This window comes from Bradyrhizobium sp. BLXBL-01, from assembly GCF_051853025.1.
GTDB lineage: Bacteria > Pseudomonadota > Alphaproteobacteria > Rhizobiales > Xanthobacteraceae > Bradyrhizobium.
Map to the genome: position 1 here is coordinate 507,765 of NZ_CP182471.1, position 17,710 is coordinate 525,474.

General features: G+C 66.0%; 13 protein-coding genes. 6 read left to right on the forward strand and 7 right to left on the reverse strand.

Going from position 1 to position 17,710, the window contains the following annotated elements; all coding sequences use genetic code 11:
- Positions 1-42: 42 nt before the first annotated feature.
- The 3 genes from ACNJYA_RS02430 (at position 43) to ACNJYA_RS02440 (ending at position 2,062) form a co-directional block, all read left to right on the forward strand.
- A complete protein-coding gene (locus ACNJYA_RS02430) occupies positions 43-1,344 on the forward strand; it encodes a Spy/CpxP family protein refolding chaperone (RefSeq protein WP_439401964.1) in 1,302 nt (433 codons plus the stop codon).
- An 80-nt stretch (positions 1,345-1,424) separates the two neighbouring features.
- Positions 1,425-1,661 (forward strand): AbrB/MazE/SpoVT family DNA-binding domain-containing protein, encoded by a 237-nt coding sequence (locus ACNJYA_RS02435; protein ID WP_197964044.1) that lies wholly within the window; start codon positions 1,425-1,427, stop codon positions 1,659-1,661.
- Positions 1,658-2,062 (forward strand): PIN domain-containing protein, encoded by a 405-nt coding sequence (locus ACNJYA_RS02440; RefSeq protein WP_439401965.1) that lies wholly within the window; start codon positions 1,658-1,660, stop codon positions 2,060-2,062. The genes ACNJYA_RS02435 and ACNJYA_RS02440 overlap by 4 nt, the downstream gene beginning before the upstream one ends.
- Before the next feature lie 46 nt (positions 2,063-2,108).
- On the opposite strand, the gene ACNJYA_RS02445 is transcribed toward ACNJYA_RS02440, so the two are convergent.
- From ACNJYA_RS02445 to ACNJYA_RS02455, 3 genes are all read right to left on the reverse strand, one after another.
- On the reverse strand, positions 2,109-2,975 hold the full coding sequence (locus ACNJYA_RS02445; protein WP_439401966.1) for a hypothetical protein: 867 nt from the start codon (positions 2,973-2,975) through the stop codon (positions 2,109-2,111).
- Positions 2,976-3,192: 217 nt separating this feature from the next.
- A complete protein-coding gene (locus ACNJYA_RS02450; protein ID WP_439365222.1) occupies positions 3,193-5,640 on the reverse strand; it encodes an adenylate/guanylate cyclase domain-containing protein in 2,448 nt (815 codons plus the stop codon).
- 194 nt (positions 5,641-5,834) lie between these two features.
- Entirely contained in the window at positions 5,835-7,886 is a 2,052-nt protein-coding gene (locus ACNJYA_RS02455) for an AsmA family protein (RefSeq protein ID WP_439365223.1), read from the reverse strand.
- 236 nt (positions 7,887-8,122) lie between these two features.
- Between ACNJYA_RS02455 and ACNJYA_RS02460 the strand changes: the two genes are divergently transcribed.
- The gene (locus tag ACNJYA_RS02460; protein WP_172789300.1) at positions 8,123-8,797 is read left to right on the forward strand and encodes a Crp/Fnr family transcriptional regulator; all 675 of its coding nucleotides are present in this window, start codon (positions 8,123-8,125) and stop codon (positions 8,795-8,797) included.
- 24 nt (positions 8,798-8,821) lie between these two features.
- Here ACNJYA_RS02460 and ACNJYA_RS02465 read toward each other — a convergent pair whose 3' ends face one another.
- From ACNJYA_RS02465 to ACNJYA_RS02480, 4 genes are all read right to left on the reverse strand, one after another.
- A complete protein-coding gene (locus ACNJYA_RS02465; protein WP_439365224.1) occupies positions 8,822-11,971 on the reverse strand; it encodes an efflux RND transporter permease subunit in 3,150 nt (1,049 codons plus the stop codon).
- Entirely contained in the window at positions 11,971-12,900 is a 930-nt protein-coding gene (locus ACNJYA_RS02470; RefSeq protein ID WP_172789298.1) for an efflux RND transporter periplasmic adaptor subunit, read from the reverse strand. The genes ACNJYA_RS02465 and ACNJYA_RS02470 overlap by 1 nt, the downstream gene beginning before the upstream one ends.
- A 157-nt stretch (positions 12,901-13,057) precedes the next feature.
- Entirely contained in the window at positions 13,058-13,729 is a 672-nt protein-coding gene (locus tag ACNJYA_RS02475) for an OmpA family protein (RefSeq protein ID WP_439365225.1), read from the reverse strand.
- A gap of 145 nt (positions 13,730-13,874) precedes the next feature.
- Complete coding sequence (locus tag ACNJYA_RS02480; protein ID WP_439401967.1) at positions 13,875-15,401, reverse strand: caspase family protein; 1,527 nt, start codon at positions 15,399-15,401, stop codon at positions 13,875-13,877.
- A 362-nt stretch (positions 15,402-15,763) separates the two neighbouring features.
- Here ACNJYA_RS02480 and ACNJYA_RS02485 point away from each other — a divergent pair, with 362 nt between their 5' ends.
- Positions 15,764-16,570 (forward strand): N-acyl homoserine lactonase family protein, encoded by an 807-nt coding sequence (locus ACNJYA_RS02485; protein ID WP_439401968.1) that lies wholly within the window; start codon positions 15,764-15,766, stop codon positions 16,568-16,570.
- 220 nt (positions 16,571-16,790) lie between these two features.
- Positions 16,791-17,672, forward strand: a complete 882-nt coding sequence (locus ACNJYA_RS02490) for an ABC transporter substrate-binding protein (protein WP_439401969.1) — start codon at positions 16,791-16,793, stop codon at positions 17,670-17,672.
- Positions 17,673-17,710: the final 38 nt, after the last annotated feature.

Genomic DNA, 17,710 nt, shown 5'->3' on the forward strand with positions numbered 1-17,710 from the left:
GGAGCGAGGGACGTGATCAAGCCCGTGGTTAGGTCAGCGATCATGCCGGGACGCATGGGATTGGCGCTCGCCGGTGCGACCCTGCTGATTGCGGCCGTGCTGCTGCCTGGTAGGGCTGAGGCGCAGTTCGGCTTGCGCGGCGGTCCGCTCGGAGTTGCGCGTTTCGCCGTCGGCCACGTGATCGGCCTGTCGCGCCTGCGCCATTCCCGCATGGCGGTGCGCGGTGGCCGCTACCGCTCCGCTGCGCTGAGGTCGCAAGACCCGCGCGGGGCCGAGCGCGGCCAGCTATCGAACCCTTACGTGCTGCGTGCGGCCCTCACGGCGCAGGCTGCGCTGGCGGGATGGCAAGGCGGCCGCCGTCCGCAGGGTTGGTGGCGTCATCCCGACGGCAGCTACGGCTGGGTCGGCCCGGTGTTCTGGCCGTTCGCGCATGACGATCTCACCAATGCGATCATCTTCGGCGACACCACCAGCCTCTCGCTCTACGGCTACGGCGACATCTATGCCGCGCTGTTCACGCCCTATGCCGCCACCGAGCTGGCCGTCTACACCGTGCCGCAAGGCCGTCGCGCGCGACGAATTCCGGCCGCGGAAACGATGTGCGAGGCCAGCGACACCGGCGGCCTGCCGGTCGAGCGCATCGCGAGCGCCGTTGCACCGAACGAAGCGCAGCGTACCGCGCTCGACGAGCTCTCATCCGCCTGGAATGCCGCGCGCGACACCATCCGCACCGCCTGCCCGGCGCAGGTCCCTGCGAGTGCGGCGGAGCGCCTCGGCCTGATGCGCGAGCGCATCGAGGCCATGATCAAGGCCGTCGACGCCATGGAAGCGCCGCTGTCGAAATTCGTCGGCCTGCTCAATGACGACCAGAAAGCCCGGCTCAACGCCCTCGCGCATGAACGGCGCGCCGCGCTGGCGTCCTACCAGTCCAAGAACGCTGACAGGACCGCGAGCAAGGACGCACCCAAGGACGCGCAGGCGGCCAAGGCCTGCCAGGCGGACTACGATCCTCTTTCTGACGAGAACGCGCAGCGCCAATACGAGCAGCTCGTCCAGCAGCAATGGCCCGCCGAGATCGCCGCCACGCTCCACCTCGACGATGTCGCCCGCGCCCGCTTCGAGGTGCTGCAGGACACCACGCTCCGCACCATGCAGACGCTCAGCGCCTGCCCGACCGAGCCCGCCGCAACCCCGCAGGCCCGCCTCGCCGCCGTGAAGACGCGGCTGCAGACCATGCTGCAAGCCGTCGGCGCCATCGCAGATGCGTTCGACGATTTCCAGGCGGACTTGAGCGACGAGCAGAAGGCCGGGTTCGAGGCGATCGGGCCGAAGCGGGGGGCGTGAGGGGCTCACCGGGCGAGCTTGAAGCGGAATGATATCCACGCTAAGATATACATTATCAAATGTATATCTTGGAGGATACCGTGCAGGTCTCCAAATGGGGCAACAGCCTCGCCATCCGCCTGCCCAAAGCGCTAGTTGATGAACTCGGCCTCAAGGAGGGCGACGAAATCGATGTCGTGGCCGCCCGCAAAGGCACGATCGAAATCGAGACCAAGGAGGAGCGGCGTCGGCGCGCGATCGAGAACATGGAGGCGCGCAACTGGCCGGCCTTGCCCGCCGGCTGGAAGTTCGATCGCGACGAGGCGAACGAGCGGTGACTGCCTTCATCGATACCAACATCCTCGTCTACGCCCAGCAATCCGGCTCCAAGGCGACCATCTCGCGCGATCTCATCGCCCGGGGCGGTACGATTAGCGTGCAGGTTCTGAACGAGCTGATCAATGTGCTGCGCAAGAAGGACAATCGAAGCTGGCGCGACATCGAGCTCGTTCTCGACGACGTCGATGCCGCGCTCGATCCCGCTCTGCCGCTGACCGCCGCGACCACCCGCGCGGCGCTTGCGCTCGCACGGGATCACGGCTTCTCCTACTATGACGCGCTGATCGTTGCTGCGGCGATCGAGGCCAGCTGCGATACGCTTTATAGCGAAGACCTTCAGCACGGCCGCAGCATCGGCGGGCTCGTGATCGTCAATCCATTTCTCGGCGTGACGCCGTGAACACTCGTATCATCGCCAAGTCTGGATTCTTGTGGACTGTGTGCTCTCATCCGCACGCCCAGTCGAACTTCATGTCCTTGAAGTCCAGCTGCGCGTTGCCGCCGCCGAAATTGTAGCCGCCGAAATACTCCTCGAACTCGATGTAGAACGGGCTCAACTCCGGCACGGCCTGGCAGGGCCGCATGGTGCCGCCGAGATGGTTGTGGGCGTGATCCCTAGCCCAATCGTGCAGGCGGAAATTGTCGCGGCCCGGCTTGCCGCCGACATAGTAATAGTAAGGCTGATAGCCGGTCGGCGGATTTTCGCGCACGTACTCGTCCTGCGGGCCCTTGCCGGCGTTGGGATCATCAGCGCGCGGCGACAGCGCGATCGCGCGCGTTTCGCCGAGATCGGCACGCGGCGGGGCCGCAAACATCTTCTTGGCGTAGGCCGGCGCGGCCTCGAAGAAGGCGCTGGCGCCGCCGACATCGAGCCAGCGCGGCCGCTCCACCGTTGCCAGCGCAAGCGGCGCCGGCGGCGCGGCGAATGCGCCGTCATATTCGGCCCGCGTCAGCAGCAGCGCGGCATAGGAATAGTCGAGAATGTCGGTCATGCGCGACAGGCGCGGATGCGATGGCCGTGCCAGCACCGCCTCGCGAATCTCGGGATCGTCGGGCGCGCCGCCGTCATTGTGATCGGGCGCCGTCGCGAAGAACGACAATGCGACGATGTCATCGCCATGCACCCGATAATCCTCCGGCAGCAACAGCGTGAAGCCATGCATCAAGGGATAACCGGTGACGGGATCGAGCGGCCATTGCTCGGATGCAATACCCGGCGGCAGCCCAAACACCCAGCCCTGATCGCGCGCGCGATCCGCGGGCCGGTCCAGCATCTGCAAGTCATAGGCACGCGAAGGCAGGGTAAGCGTCACCGGTCGTCTCCCAGAAACAACCTCGCCGTTGAGGCGATGGTTGGTCGCGGGGAGGAGGGAAGTGGTTCGTGGGAGGCGTCCGGGGATGCTGCCAATCTGCCGGTGTTTTCGACTGACGGGGCAAATCGCGTGGGCTCGCGCAGGGCCTGCCGTAAGTCATTGATTTCGCAGCCCCTGCCTACTGTGCATGGGGTTGTTTTCGCACTTTTTGGTTCGGCTACCCTCTCCGCCGCACCGCCGCGGCATCCACCACATTCTCCACCTCCTCGCGCCAGCTCAGGATCTCCATCGCCAGCACGGGGTGATTGAAGCCCTTGAGCTGGAGGTCGTCGAGGGCGCGGGCCTCGACCCAGGGCTCGACCATGCCGTAGACGCGGCGGCTGACCACGATCTGGTTCGGCTTGGCCTCGCTGCAGAGGCGGGAGGCGAGGTTGGTGACGCTGCCGATCGCGGCATATTCCAGCCGCTGCTCGAAGCCGACCTGGCCCAGCGTGGCATAGCCGAGCGCGACGCCGATGCCGAAGCCGAGGCTGTGACCGCGGTTGCGCCAGCGCTCGGTCAAGGGGCCGATGGTGTCGCGCATCTCCACCGCCATCTTCACCGCGCGCTTGGTGTGGTCCTCGAACTGGATCGGCGCGTTGAACAGGATCATCACGCCGTCGCCGGCATATTTGTCGAGCGTGCCCTCGTACTTGAAGATCAGCTGGCCGAGTGCGGCGTGATATTCGCGCAGCACGTTCATCGCCTCTTCCGGCTCGGTCGCTTCCGTGAACGCGGTGAAGCCGCGCAGGTCGCAGAACACGACCGTGACCTCGCGGCGCTGGCTTGTCAGCAGCCCCTCGGGGCTGTCGGAGGAGGCGATCAGCTGCGCCACCTGCGGCGCCAGGAAACGCTCGAGCTTGCGGATGCGCTCGATCTCGCCGAGCTGGGTCCTGACGCGCTCCTCCAGCGACTTGTTCCAGTCCTTGAGCTGCTCGGTCTGCTCGCGGAGCTTGTCGGCCTGGGCGCGCACCGTCGTGTTCGCCGCTTCCAGCGCGTGGCTCTTGTGGTCGACCTCGGTGAACAGGCGCGCATTGCGCATCGCCAGCACGGCCTGGTTGGCGAAGGTGCGCATCAGGCCGATGATGCTGGGCGCGAACGCGCCGGCGGCACGGCGCAGCACCACGAGCGAGCCCAGCGTGCCCTGCTGGTCGATCAGCGGCACCACCAATACCGAGTTGAAGCCCGCCGCGAGCGCGACCTCGCGCAGCGGCTGCTCGGCGGCATCGCCGAGTTCGGCCAGCGCGATCGGCTCGCCGCTGTCGGCGGCATCGCTCAGGATGTTGCCGCCTTGCGCGATGGTGACATGCGCGCCGTCGGCGGATGTGTCGATGCCGTTGGCTTCGACCAGGTTGAAGCGGCGCGCCTCGGCGTCGAAGCCGTAGATCAGCACCGCATCGGCATGGGTGATCTCGATCGCGCGGGCGGCGATGGTCGCGAGCACCGCGTTGAGATCGAGCGAGGAGGCCACCGCGCGGCCGACCTCCTCGAGCACCTTCAGCTCGTGGATCGATTGCGCGAGATCGCGGGTGCGCTCCTCGACCTTGGTCTCCAGATTCGAATAGGTCTCCTGGATCTGGTCGGCCATGCGATTGAACTGCCCGGCGAGGTCTTCCAGCTCGTCGGAGGTGTGCACGTCGATGCGGTGGCTGAAATCGCCGGCGCCGAGCAGTTGCGCGCCGTCGCGCAACGCCGTGATCGGGATGATCATGCGGCGGGCGAGCAGCGTGCCGGCGAGGATCGCGACCATCAGGCCCATGCCGATCAGCAGCGCGATGCGCACCAGCTGGTCGCGGATCGGCATCAGGGCCTGCGTGGTCGGCTGCTCGAACAGCACGCTCCAGCCGAGCTTCGGCACGAGGCTCGCGGCGCTCATCACCGCATGGCCGTTGAAGTCGGTGCCCGACGTGTCGGCTTCGTGACCGGGCGCAATCGCGGCCGCCACCTGCGGCAGCTTGGAGAGGTCCGCGCCGATCTCGGGCCCCTTCGATGACGTCGCCAGCACCCGGCCGCGCGGATCGACGACATAGGCGAAGGCGGCCTTGCCGACCTGGGCGTCGGACAGGAAGTCGGAGAGGAAGCTGAGGTCGATCTCGGCCACGGTGACGCCGGCATTGAAGCCGGAATGCGCCACCGAGATCGACATCAACGGCGTCCGGTCGGCGAACCAGGCCGGCGCGTAGGTGACGCCGCGGGCGACGGCCTCGGTGAAGCGCATGTCGCGGGAGAGGTCGGCGTTGCCGCCGGTCGTGGTCGATTGCCGGGAGACGCGCAGCACCTCGCGGCCGTCGCCGTTGAGCTGGAACAGCTGGTTGACGACCGAGACCTGGTGCAGCAGCGAGGCGTAGTCGGCGCGGCGCTTCTCCAGCGTGTCCTGGCTCGCCCGCGTCACCCAGCTGATCTGGCGGTCGAGCTCGGAAATCGCCTGCTCGATGCGCCGGGCGGCGCCTTGCGCCTTGTCCTCCAGCCCGTCGGTCAGCTGGGTCCGTGTGGCGCGATAGGAGATCCAGGTCTCCATCGCGCCGTTGACTGCGAGGACGAACACGACGAGGCCGACGAGGGAGACGACGTATTTGGCGAACAGGCCCTCGCGCAGAGATCGTGTCTTGTCGTTCGCTCCTGCCATCCCGATCCTCTCGCGCGGCCACTGACGCTGCGCGCTACGGGCCGTACAGGCCCTTCCAAGCCGTTCTACCACAATTTGGACCGAAGGGCCGTCACGCAGCCGGCGGACCGGCCGGTGTGGTTACCCCCAGTTGGACTCCTGGGCAGGTGGACCGGCGGCGATTGTCGCAGCCCGATCCGTTCGAACGAGGGAGCTTATCGATTGAAGAGCTGCCGCAGCACGTCGTTCATTGGCTGACTGTCCTGCTGCGCGACCGGCGGGTCCTCCAGGGCGGGAGCCGTAGGGGAGGCCTGCGGCGCCGGCGTGGAGGGCGTTGCCGGCAGGCTGCGGCTGCGGCTGGTGCCAGTGCCGCTTCCCGCGCCGCTGGAGAGTCCCTGCTGAATCAGATTGCCGATCGCCTCCCCGAGCGGGCCGCCGAGCAGATTGTTCTGCCCCGGTTGCTGACCTTGCGGATTGGCATTGCCGGTTGCATTGCCGCCGCCCGGCGCGGCGGTGCCACCAAGACCGAGGCTGCCGAGGATGTTGCCGAGCCCGGCGCCGTCGGGGCCGAACAGGCCCTTGCCCATCTCGCGCAGCTTGGCATAGGCGGCGTCCGGATTGTCCAGCATGCCGGCCATGTCAGGGTAGATCCGCGGTTGCGACCAGGAGCCCTGGATCATCACGGGAATGCCGAAGCCGACCGGCTCGTTGGCGCGGCCCTGGCCTTCGGTCGTCATCACGAGCTTCGGCTCGACGCGAAAGCCCATCATCTCGGTGTCGAGGGCGATGGTGCCGGCGCCGGTGACGCGCACCAGCGGCCCGATCAGGTTGAGGTCGGTCGTCACGGCCTGGCCCTTGTCGATGCGGAAGGAGGCCGAGAGCTGCGACAGATCCGTGCTCTGCTCCTGGTTGCTGTTCTGGCTGCTGTTCTGGTTGTCTTGCCAGCCGGACAGCGTGCCCGTCGTCAGCGAGCGGATCATCTGCGCGACATTGATGCCGCGGATGGCGCCGTCCTGGAAATTGACGAAGGCCGTTCCCTGCATGTTTGCCATCAGCGCGCGCTGGCTGTTGCCGGCGCTGCGCAAGGCGAGCTTGGCCTGCAGCTTGCCGTCGATGCGGTCGAACTCGGCAAGGCTCTGGAGCAGCGGCAGCGCGCGCACGCCGACGAGGTCGGAATGCATGGCAAAGCTCGGCGCGCCGGTGGTCGCGTCCAGGATCACCTCGCCCGAGACCTGGCCGCCATAGGCGCCGAGATTGGCCGTGCCGGCCTTCAGCACGCCGCCCGCGAGCTTGGCATCGAGCGCCAGCGGCGCAATGCGCGCATCGCCGATCACGGCCTCGCTCGCGGAGATCCGCACCTGCGCATCGACGTAATTGAGCCCGGACACGTCGATCGGCGCATTGCTCCAGGGCTGCCCGGACGCGCCCTCCGGCGATTTCGCCAGTGGCATGGTCAGCCGCTGGAAGTCGAGGTCGACCTTGACCAGCGGCTTGCTTGCGATGTCGACCGAAGCCCAGCCGTTGAAGGCGCCGTCGCCGAGCCTGCCGTTCACGCCGTTGATCATCACGACATTGCCGTTGAGCCGCATCTCGGCGTGACCGGTGAGCTGGGATTTCAGCACGCTGGGCATGTCGATGGCGAAATCCACCGGCACCGAGGAGGCCGGTGTGGCCGCCTTGATGTCGAACTTGGTCGGATGCTCGCCGACGCGCGCAGTGCCGGTGATATTGACCTTGCGGTCGCGGTCCATGACGGCGTCGGCGTTGATTGCGCTGATGCGGCTCTCGACACGGTCGCGCAGGCGCGAGAATGCGACTTCGCCGTCGGTGATCCTGATGCGCTCGATGGTGGCGCCGCTGGTGTCGAGCGCGAGCGGCTTCGAAGGCGCGGTTGCATTCGGCAGGCGTTCGCGGAGCAGCGGCTGGTAGAGCACGGGATGGGTGACGACGAACTCGCTGATCTCAGGCTTGCCTGACCATATGCTGGCGAGCGACATGTCGGCCTGTACGCGGTCGATTGTGAGGCGCGTGATGCCGCTGCGGTCCTTAGGGTCGGCCAGCGTGAGGTCGTTCAGCGTGACGTTCAGCGTCGGCCACAGGCTGATCTTGGTGGTGCCGTCGATCGACAGGCGATAGCCGGTCGCACTCTCGAGGCGCGAGGCGATCGTCGAGGTCAGGAAGCCCGAGGGGATCCCGACCACGAGCAGAAGTGCGATCACGACCATGACGGCGGCCAAAGCCCCGCCGACGAATTTCAATGCTCTCATGTCGACTTTCCAAGCGACGGACAATCCGCGTCGAACCGGCAGATCACCCGTCCTTTGCGCCCAGAGTTTATCCCCGGACGGGAAGCGGCTCCAAGCGCGTAAAAATAGTCGGGGGGTGCTGCAAAGTTATGTGACTTATGACACACTTCTCCGGCGCGGTTTTACGCGATCCTGAAGTCGATGGTTTCAAGCGATTTGCCGAGAACGATGACCAGGACGTTCACAAGGACATTGAAATGAGCAAGCAGGCCGAATTTGCGGTCATCCTGAAGATGAACCCGATGTTCGCCGATCTCGGCGCGGACGAGCTCCAGCGGCTGTCCAATCTCTGCCACACCCAGCATTTGGCCAGCGGCGAGGTGCTGTTCCAGAAGGGCGATCCCGGGAACGCGCTGTTCGGCGTGCGCCGCGGCCAGGTCCGCATCGAAACCGGCGCCTCCGACGGCAGCCGGCTGACGCTGAACTTCATGGGGCCGGGCGACCTGTTCGGCGAGGTCGCGGTGCTGGACGGCCAGAACCGCACGGCGGACGCGACCGCGGGCGAAGCCAGCGAATTGTTCGTGCTGCGGCGCGAAGACTTCCTCGGCTTCCTCGAGCGCGAGCCCAAGGTCGCGATCAAGATCATCGCGCTGCTGTGCCAGCGCATTCGATGGCAGAGCGAGCGCATGGAAGAATCCATGCTACAGCCGCTGCCGGTGCGGCTGGCGCGGCGGCTGTGCGCGCTCGCGGCCGATTTCGGCTCCGAGGTCCACATCTCGCAGGAGCAGCTCGGCGTCTTCGTCGGCGCCGCCCGCGAAAGCGTCAACCGCCAGCTCCAGGCCTGGCGCAAGGACGCGATCCTCGATCTCCAGCGCGGCCGGATCCTGCTTCGGAACATGACCAAGCTGACCGCGATCGCGCGGAACGAGTAGGGCTTACGAGCACGCTTCGTAAGCCTACTCCGCCGCTGGACGCGCGACGCTCTTCGGTGCCGATGCCGCGTGGGCCGGTGTTGGCTCCTGATGAGAGGCAACCTCCGCGTCCTCGCTGTGCACGATCAGCCGCTTGGCGAAGCGCCAGATCAGGGCGCCGAAATCGTCCATCACCATGAACATCGCGGGCACGAACACCAGCGACAGGATGGTCGAGAAGATCAGGCCGCCGATCACCGCAAGCGCCATCGGCGAGCGGAACTCGCCGCCGGCGCCGACGGCGAGCGCGCTCGGCATCATGCCCGCGGCCATCGCGATCGTGGTCATCACGATCGGGCGGGCGCGCTTCATGCCGGCGTCGATCATGGCCTCTTCGCGCGGCTTGCCGGCGTGGATCGATTCGATCGCGAATTCCACCAGCATGATCGCGTTCTTGGTGACGATGCCCATCAGCATCAGGATGCCGATCCAAACCGGCGTGGTGAGCTGCTTGCCGGTGACGAGCAGGGCCGCGATCGCGCCGCCGATCGAGAGCGGCAGCGAGAACAGGATGGTGATAGGCTGCAGGAAGGTGCCGAACAGCAGCACCAGCACCGCGTAGACCATCATCAGCCCCGCCGTGATGGCGGTCGCAAAACCCTCCGACAATTCGTTCAGGCTTTCGGCATCGCCCGAGGGCGAGACCTTCACGCCCTTCGGCAGGGTCTTCATGACAGGCAGCTCGTAGATCTTCTTGGTGGCGTCGCCGAGCGCGGCGGAGCCGACGAGGTCGGCGGCAACGGTCGCCTGCCGTTCACGATCGTAGCGGCCGATGCTGGTCGGACCCTGGTCGAGCTTGACGTCGGCGATGACCGAGAGCGGCACGCCGCCCTTCTCGCCGCGCTCGCCGAGCGGCACGCGGAGTTGCTCCAGCGTCTTCAGATTGCCGCGGGCGGCATCCTCGAGCTGCACGCGGATCGGCACCAGGCGGTCGCCGACGTCGAACTTGGCGAGCGCCGGTCCGACGTCGCCGATGGTGGCGACACGGATGGTCTGCGACAGGCTTTCGGTGGAGACGCCGAGCCGTGCGGCGAGATCGGCGCGCGGCTCGATGCGCAGCTCGGGGCGCTCCAGCGAGGTCTCGGAGATGACGTTGGCGATGGTGGGAATGCGCTTCATCTGCGTCGCAAGCTCGCTCGCGACGTTGTTGACGATGTTGGGATCGACGCCGGTCACCACCAGCGAGATCGCGCGCAGGCCGTTCTCGTCCAGGAACCAGAAGCGGATATCGGGAACGTTCTCCAACTCCTGGCTGATCGAGAATTCGAGCTCGCGCTGGGTGATGTCGCGGCTGTCCTTGGGCGTGTAATTGATGATCAGGGCGGCGCGCCGGACTTCCTGGGTGCCCGGCGGAACGCGCCCGCCATCGACGAAGATGCTCTTGACCTCGGGCCGCTTGCGCAGGCGCGCGACGATGTCCTCGGTGACCTTCTCGGTGTAGGCGAGCTGGGTGCCCGGCGGCAGCTCGAGCGCAAGCAGGGATCGCGCGCTGTCCTGGGCCGGCAGGAAGCCCTGCGGCAGCAGCGTGATGCTCCAGATCGAGGCCGCGAAGATGCCGAGGCCGATCAGCACCGTGATGAAATAGTGCCGCACCGACCAGGCGACGATGCCATGATAGGACCGCAGGATGCGGCCGGGCGGTGGCTCCTCATGCGTACTGTGCTTGAGGAAATAGGCGGCCAGCACCGGCGTGACGAAGCGCGCGGCGAGCAGCGAGAAGAACACCTGCACCGAGACGGTGATGCCGAACTGCTTGAAGAACTGTCCGGCAATGCCCGACATGAAGCTCGCCGGTGCGAAGATGGCGATGATGGTCAGGGAGATCGCGATGACGGCGAGGCCGATCTCGTCGGCGGCCTCGAGCGCGGCCCGGTAGGGCGACTTGCCCATGTTCATGTGCCGGACGATGTTCTCGATCTCGACGATGGCGTCGTCGACGAGAATGCCCGTCGAGAGCGTGATGGCGAGGAAGCTGACGAGATTCAGCGAGAAGCCGAGCAGGTCCATCGCCCAGAACGCCGGGAAGATCGACAGCGGCAGCGAGATCGCGGCGATGATGGTGGCGCGCAGGTCGCGCAGGAACAGCAGCACGATGATGACGGCGAGGATCGCGCCTTCGAACAAGGTCGAGATCGCCGCGTGGTAATTGCCCTTGGTGTATTCCACCGAGGTGTCGATCAGCTTCAGGTCGACCTCGGGATAGGCGGCTTTCAGCGCGTCGATGCGCTTCTGCACGGCCTCGGCGACCTTGACGTCGCTGGCGCCCTTGGAGCGCTTGATGCCGAGCGCGACCACCGGCTCGCCGTTGAAGCGGGCGAAGGTGCGGCGGTCGGCGATGGTGTCGGTGACGGTGCCGAGATCGTCGAGCCGGACCTCGCCGCCGCCGAACAGCGGGATCATGGTGCCGGCGAGATCGCCCAGCGTCTTGGCGCCGGCGAGCGTGCGGATCGCCTGGTCGTTCTTGCCGATCTCGGCGCGGCCGCCGGCGACGTCGACATTGGTGCCGCGCAGGCTCTGGCTGACATTGACCGCGGTCAGGCCCATCGCCTGCAGGCGATCGGGATCCAGCGAGACCAGGATCTCGCGCTCGACACCGCCGATGCGCTCGACCTGGGCGACGCCGCGCACGCCTTGCAGCGCGCGCTTGACCACGTCGTCGACGAAATAGGAGAGCTGCTCCGGCGTCTTGCCGGGCGAGATCGCGGCATAGGTCACGATCGGCAGGCCGATGACGTCGACGCGCTGGATCAGCGGCTCGGTGACGTTCTGCGGCAGGTTGGAGCGCACGCGCGTCACCGCGTCCTTGACGTCGTTGAGCGCGCGGTCGGTGTTGGTCTCGAGCGCGAATTGGATCGTGGTGACCGACAGGCCGTCGGTGATCGAGGAGGTGATGTGCCTGACGCCCTCGACGCCGGAGACGGCGTCTTCAACCGTCTTGGTGACCTGGGATTCGAGCTCGGCCGGCGCTGCGCCGAACTGCGACACCGCGACCGAGATCACGGGAATGTCGGCCGAGGGCAGCCTTGTGATCGCGAGCTTGGTGAAGGACACCCAGCCCAGCACCAGCAGGATGATCGAGAAGACGACCGACGGCAGCGGATGACGGATCGACCATGCCGAGATATTGAGAGCCATCAGCGTACCCGCGTGCGATCGAGTTCATCGGCGAACATGGTCTTGATCTGGTCGCCGTCATGGAGCGAAGAGCCGGCGTCGGCCACGACGATTTCGCCGACCTCGAGCCCTTCCAGGATTTCCGTCGCGCTGTCGGACGACAATCCGACCCGCACCTTGCGTGTCTCGACGATGTTGCCTTTGACGACCTGCACCGTGAGGTGATCGATGGCGGTCTTGGGGATCGAGACGCCGCAGCTTCGCTTGGCGTCGATCGAGGCGCGCGCGAACACGCCGACCTTGAGCGACGGATTGTTGGTGACGCTGATGCGGACCCGGCCGAGCTGCGTGGTGCGGTCGATCTCGGGGGCAACCAGCCGGACCCGCCCGATCAGATCCGGTGCGTCGTCGCGGCTGATGCGCACGGTGGCGCCGGAGGTGAGCTTGGACATGTGTACCGCCGGGACCTGGGCGTCGAGCTCGATCTCGTTGTTGACGGCGATGCGGAACATCGGACCGGCCTGCGGGGAGGCCGGCGCGCCGACGATGGTGCGGACCTCGGTGACGAGGCCGGGTGCGGGCGCCTTCAGCGAGATCGGGCCTTGTGGGCCGGGCCGCTGCGGCTGGCCCGGAATCTGCGGCGGCGCAGTCAGGCGCGCCAGCTCCTGGTTGTCGGCGACGATCGTGCCCTCGGTGACCAGGAGGTCGGTGACCCTGGAGCCTTCCTGGTCGGCCACGACCACCGCCTCGCGGCGCGGCACGAAGAAGCCGGTCACCCGCACCAGATCGGAGAAGCAGGCATTGGTCGACTTCGTCACGATGACGAGCGCCTCGCTTTGCGTCTCCTTCGGCTCGGGACGCTTGCGATGCTCGAACAGATAATAGCCGATGCCGAGCACGACGACGAACGCCACGGTTCCGGCCGGCTTGAGATATTCAGTCAAATTCATCGCCGGATCATCCTGACCTGGCTCACGGCCATCCGCGCGCGGTCCAAACGGAGCGTTTCCCTGAAATGAAGCGGCGTCCCGCAAGGCTGCGGGACGCGCTTTGGAAGCGAGACCTTACACCACATCACGACTTGTCACTGCAAAGGATACGTCGTGCTCACTTCGATGCGGTGGTCTTGTTTTCCATGTTGACGACCTGCACGCGGCGGTTGACCTCCGCCAGCGGCTGGTTCGCGTCCTTGAGCTTGCTCTTGCCGTAGCCGACGGTGACGAGGTCGGTGGCGGAGATGCTGTACTTCTCGACCAGATAGCGCTTGATCGCGTCCGCGCGACGCTCCGAGAGATCCTGGTTGTAGGCTTCGCCGCCGGCGGCGTCGGTGTGGCCCGCGACCACGAAGGTCGAGCCCTTCAGGTCGGTGCTGGTCAACGCGCGGCCGAGCGCCTGCACTGAGGGCATCGACTTGGCGCTGATATTGGCGGAGTTGTAGTCGAACGTGATCTCGAGATCGATGTTCGGCTTGTCCTTGGCGACGGAGGCGATTTCCTCGCGCTCGGTCGACGACAGCGAGCGCGTCGAGCGGCCGCGCACGGATTGCAGCAGCTTGGTCTCCGCGGCGTTCGGCGCGGATTCGGTCTGCGGACCGATAGAGAGGCCGCGGGTCAGGGGCTTCTTCGGCGCCGGCGCCAGCGCGCGGACGATCTCGTCCTCGGTGACGTTCTTGCTGTTGCCGTCATCGCCCGCAAAGGCGGCCGAGGTCGGCAGCGACAGCGCGACGCCGACGGTGATGATGGACAGAATCGCGGTAAGCCCTTTTGCAGCCGATCTCATAGCCAGTCCCTCCTGCGCAGCCAGCTCGCGTGATCTCAAATTCAAGCAACCCACCCCCGAAAAGGCCTGTTGCGGCATCCGCCCATTGGTCTTCCCAGGGCTGTTCAAGGTTCGAGCCTTGGGCGGGGCCCAACTCAAAAAAATACTAACGCACTCCGTAGCTTGCGAATTCCTGAACGATGTTCGGGTCCATCGCCTTGGCATTGGCGATGTCCAGCGCCCCTTCCTGGGCCGAGCCGTTGCGTTGCTTGGCAAGGCCCCGTCCGTAGAGCGAGGAGGTCAGGCGCGGGTTGATCTTCAGGGCCGCGTCGAAATCGGCGATCGCATTCTTCACCGCGCCCGACTTGAGATTGACGAGGCCGCGGCTGTCCAGTGCATCGACGAAGTTCGGCCGCAGCCGCAGCGCCTCGTTGCAATCCTTCAGCGCGCCCTGGAGATCGCCGACCACGGTGCGGGTCCAGCAGCGGTTGTTCAGCGCCTCGACGTCCTTCGAATTGATCCGGAGGGTGTCGTCGAAATCCTTGATGGCGAGCGAGTAGGCGCCCTTGCTGGCATAGACCTGGCCGCGCCGGTACAGCGCGTTCACGTCGTCAGGATTGGCGGCAATCTTGGCGGTCAGGCTCTTGATCGTGGGATCGTCGGCCAGCGCGGCGGCACTGGGCCCGCCGTCCGTGCTCGGCGCGGGAGCGGGATCAGCCGGCTTCACCGGCGGTGGCGGCGGGGGCAGGGCGGCCTCGATCTGCGGCCTCGGCGTGGGAGCAGGCGTGGGAGCAGGCGCGGGCGCCGGTGCAGGCGCCGCGACTGGAGCCGCAGGCGCCGGAGCCGCGGGAGCGGGGGCCGCAGCGCTCTCGGCCGGCTTCGGCGGCGGCGGCGGCGCGGGAGGCGCGGGCGGCGGCGGCGTTGCCGGACGCGATCCGCCGGCGCCGGGAATGAACGAGAAATCTTCGGCCAATGACGAGGAAATCCACGGCACCTGCTCGCCGCGCGAGGCCCGGGTGACGCCCATCTTGGTGCGGTTCAGCGTCTCCTCGGCCATCAGGTCGGGGACGCGGATTTCCTTCAGCAGCTCCTGGACGAACAGGCTGCGGTCGCCGCCGGCGTCCGAGACCACCGAGGCCAGCGCCGCCGAGTACATCACCAGCGTGCCGTTCGGTGCGATCACCGGGGTCAGGCCGGCCGAGAAGCTGCGGAACCGGCGCTCGAACGGGTTGCGCCTGGACGCGTCGATCAGCGCGATCTTGACGCCGGCGCCGCGGGTGTTGAGCTCGCCGAGGACGGTCTCGAGGCTGAAGCCGTCGCGGCGCACGTCGGACTCGGTCCAGATCTGCGCATCCACCGGCAGCAGATAGCTCTGGCGCGCGGACTGGATGCCGAAACCCGAGAAGAACACCAGCGCGACCGAGCCCGGCTTGATCTTGCCGTACAGCTTGTCGAAGGCGCGGCGCATGGCGTCGCCGGTCAGGTTCTCGCCGAGCTCGACCGAAAAGCCGTCGCGCTTGAGCTCGTCGGCGACGGCGCGCGCATCGTTGATCGGTTCCTTCAGCGGGGCATCCGCGTCCGGATATTTGGCGTTGCCAATGACAAGCGCGAAACGGTCACCGGCCGCAAGCGAGGGGGCAGTCGGGACGAGCGAGATGAGCAAGGACAGGAGAACAAAGAAGCGAATTTTCATAATCAGCGCGGTCCAGCCAAAAAGGCGCCGTTCCAGCTTGCGCCGCGGCGACCTTAACTTACGCTTACCCCATTATCAAACCGGGGACGGGGGGCGTCAACCACTTGGAGATTCGACCTTAATCTGATGATTGACCGCAACGGACGGGCGTGCCGCGAGCGAAAATAGACGGGTTGTCATGACAGTCCTCGGTATCTCGATGCGATCGGCGGACGTTAAGACAACCATGGCGATGAAGACGTGATCGATCTCACATTGCAGGCCCGCCTCCGCCGCAACCCGCCGCGTTTGACCTTTCCTGCCGGCGATGGCTTGGTGGGCGCGATCGCTCCAGAAGATCCAACGCGAAAAAAGCAACACCCATGGGAAACGTCTACGAGATCTACGCCCTGCGCTACGCGACGATGTCGCCGCGCACCCCCCACATGAACTTCCTCGCGCCCGACCCGCATGACAGCGCGGCGCAGGACCTCGATTATTTCGTCTGGCTGATTCGGGGCCACGGCCGCGACATTCTGGTCGATACCGGCTTCAACGCCGAGGAGGCGAGCGCGCGGGCGCGCAAGCTCACGCTCAATCCGGTCGATGCGCTGGAGCGTTTCGGCGTCGCGGCGTCAGCCATTCGTGACGTCATCGTGACGCATCTGCATTACGACCACGCCGGTAATCTCGACCGCTTCCCGAATGCGCGCTTCCATCTGCAGGAGCGCGAGATGGCCTACGCGACCGGGCGCTGCATGTGCAACGGCCTGCTGCGCCACCCGTTCTCGGTCGAGCATGTCACGCAAATGGTGCGCCATGTCTATGGCGAGCGTGTCACGTTCTATTCGGGCGACGGCGAGGTCGCGCCCGGCGTCACCGTGCACCGTGTCGGCGGCCATTCCGACGGCCTGCAGGTGGTGAAGGTCGAGACCGCGCGCGGCTCTGTTGTGCTGGCCTCCGACGCCGCGCATTACTACGCCAATCTCCAGCGCCGCAGCCCATTCCCGATCGTCTACAATGTCGGCGACATGGCGCAAGGCTGGGAGACGATCGAGCGTCTCGCCGGTCACCCTGATCGATTCATCCCCGGCCACGATCCGATCGTCACCGAGATCTATCCGCGCGCCAGCGACAAGGTCGACGCCTGGGCACTGCACCTGCCGCCGTCACGGTCGTTTGCGAAGTGACGGAATCCGGGGCGTGTACTTGTAAGTCCTAAGCGCGGCTCAGATCAGCCGGGCCTGATATCCGCTGTGCTCCTGAAAGCAGCGCTCAAACGAGCATCGCCGGAGGTCCGAGTCGGGCCAAAATCGGACATGTGGCTTCAGGTTGCGTCAGACGACGCAAAGTGCTGCTCTCGGCGGCGTGTGTTATTGTGGTCGCCGCCGTCCTTAGGAAATCCACACCATGAAGCGCATCGGGATCATCGTCGCAGGCTCAGCCTATCCAATGGATGGCTTCAAGTTGGGGCTTCGGGACCTCGGATGGATCGAGGACGAAGGAATCCGCTTCGAACTTCGAGCAGCCGAGGGACAATTGCATCTGCTGCCCAAGTTCGCCCTCGAAATGGTCAGCCTCGGCGTTGATCTTATCGCCGTCATCGGGGCCGTGACGGTGCGAGCGGTTCGGCAAGCGACCTCGACGATTCCCATAGTGTTTGCGGTCGTTGTCGAGCCGCTCGGCGACGGATTAGCCTCCAACTTGGGACACCCCGGCGGGAACGTTACCGGAGTGACCACCTTTGATCCGGAGCAGGCCACGGCGCAATTGCAGTTCCTAAAGGCGATCAATCCCAACCTTGAGCGAGTCGCTATATTGAGTGACCTCGGCGTTTCAGACTGCATGTCGACTTCGAACAGCGGGGCGGCTCGTGGTCTGAGAGTTCAGCCACAAGTCATCCGAGTCGAAGCCCCTTCTCCCGAATATGAAAAAGCCTTTGAGGTCATGGAGCGCGAGCGCGCGCAGGCGCTGGTCGTGCTGGAAGAGCCGATCAATCAAGCCTGCAGGAAGCAGATCGCCGAGCTAGCGATAGCCCACCGGTTGCCATCGGTTTTTCCTGTATCAATGCTCGACGCCGGAGGGCTGATTGCTTATGGGACCAGTCTTCGCGAAGCTGCGCGGCAGATGGCGCAATACGCCGATACAATCTTGCGCGGCGGCAATCCAGGCGAGTTGCCCATCAGGGCGGCCTTATCGCACGAGCTTGTGGTCAACCTCCAGACCGCTGGGCAGCTTGGCGTAACCGTTCCATCCGAAGTGCTTGCGAAGGCGAGCCAAGTTATCCGGTGAATCTTGAAAAGCGCCGACGGCGGATGATCCGTTAGCGA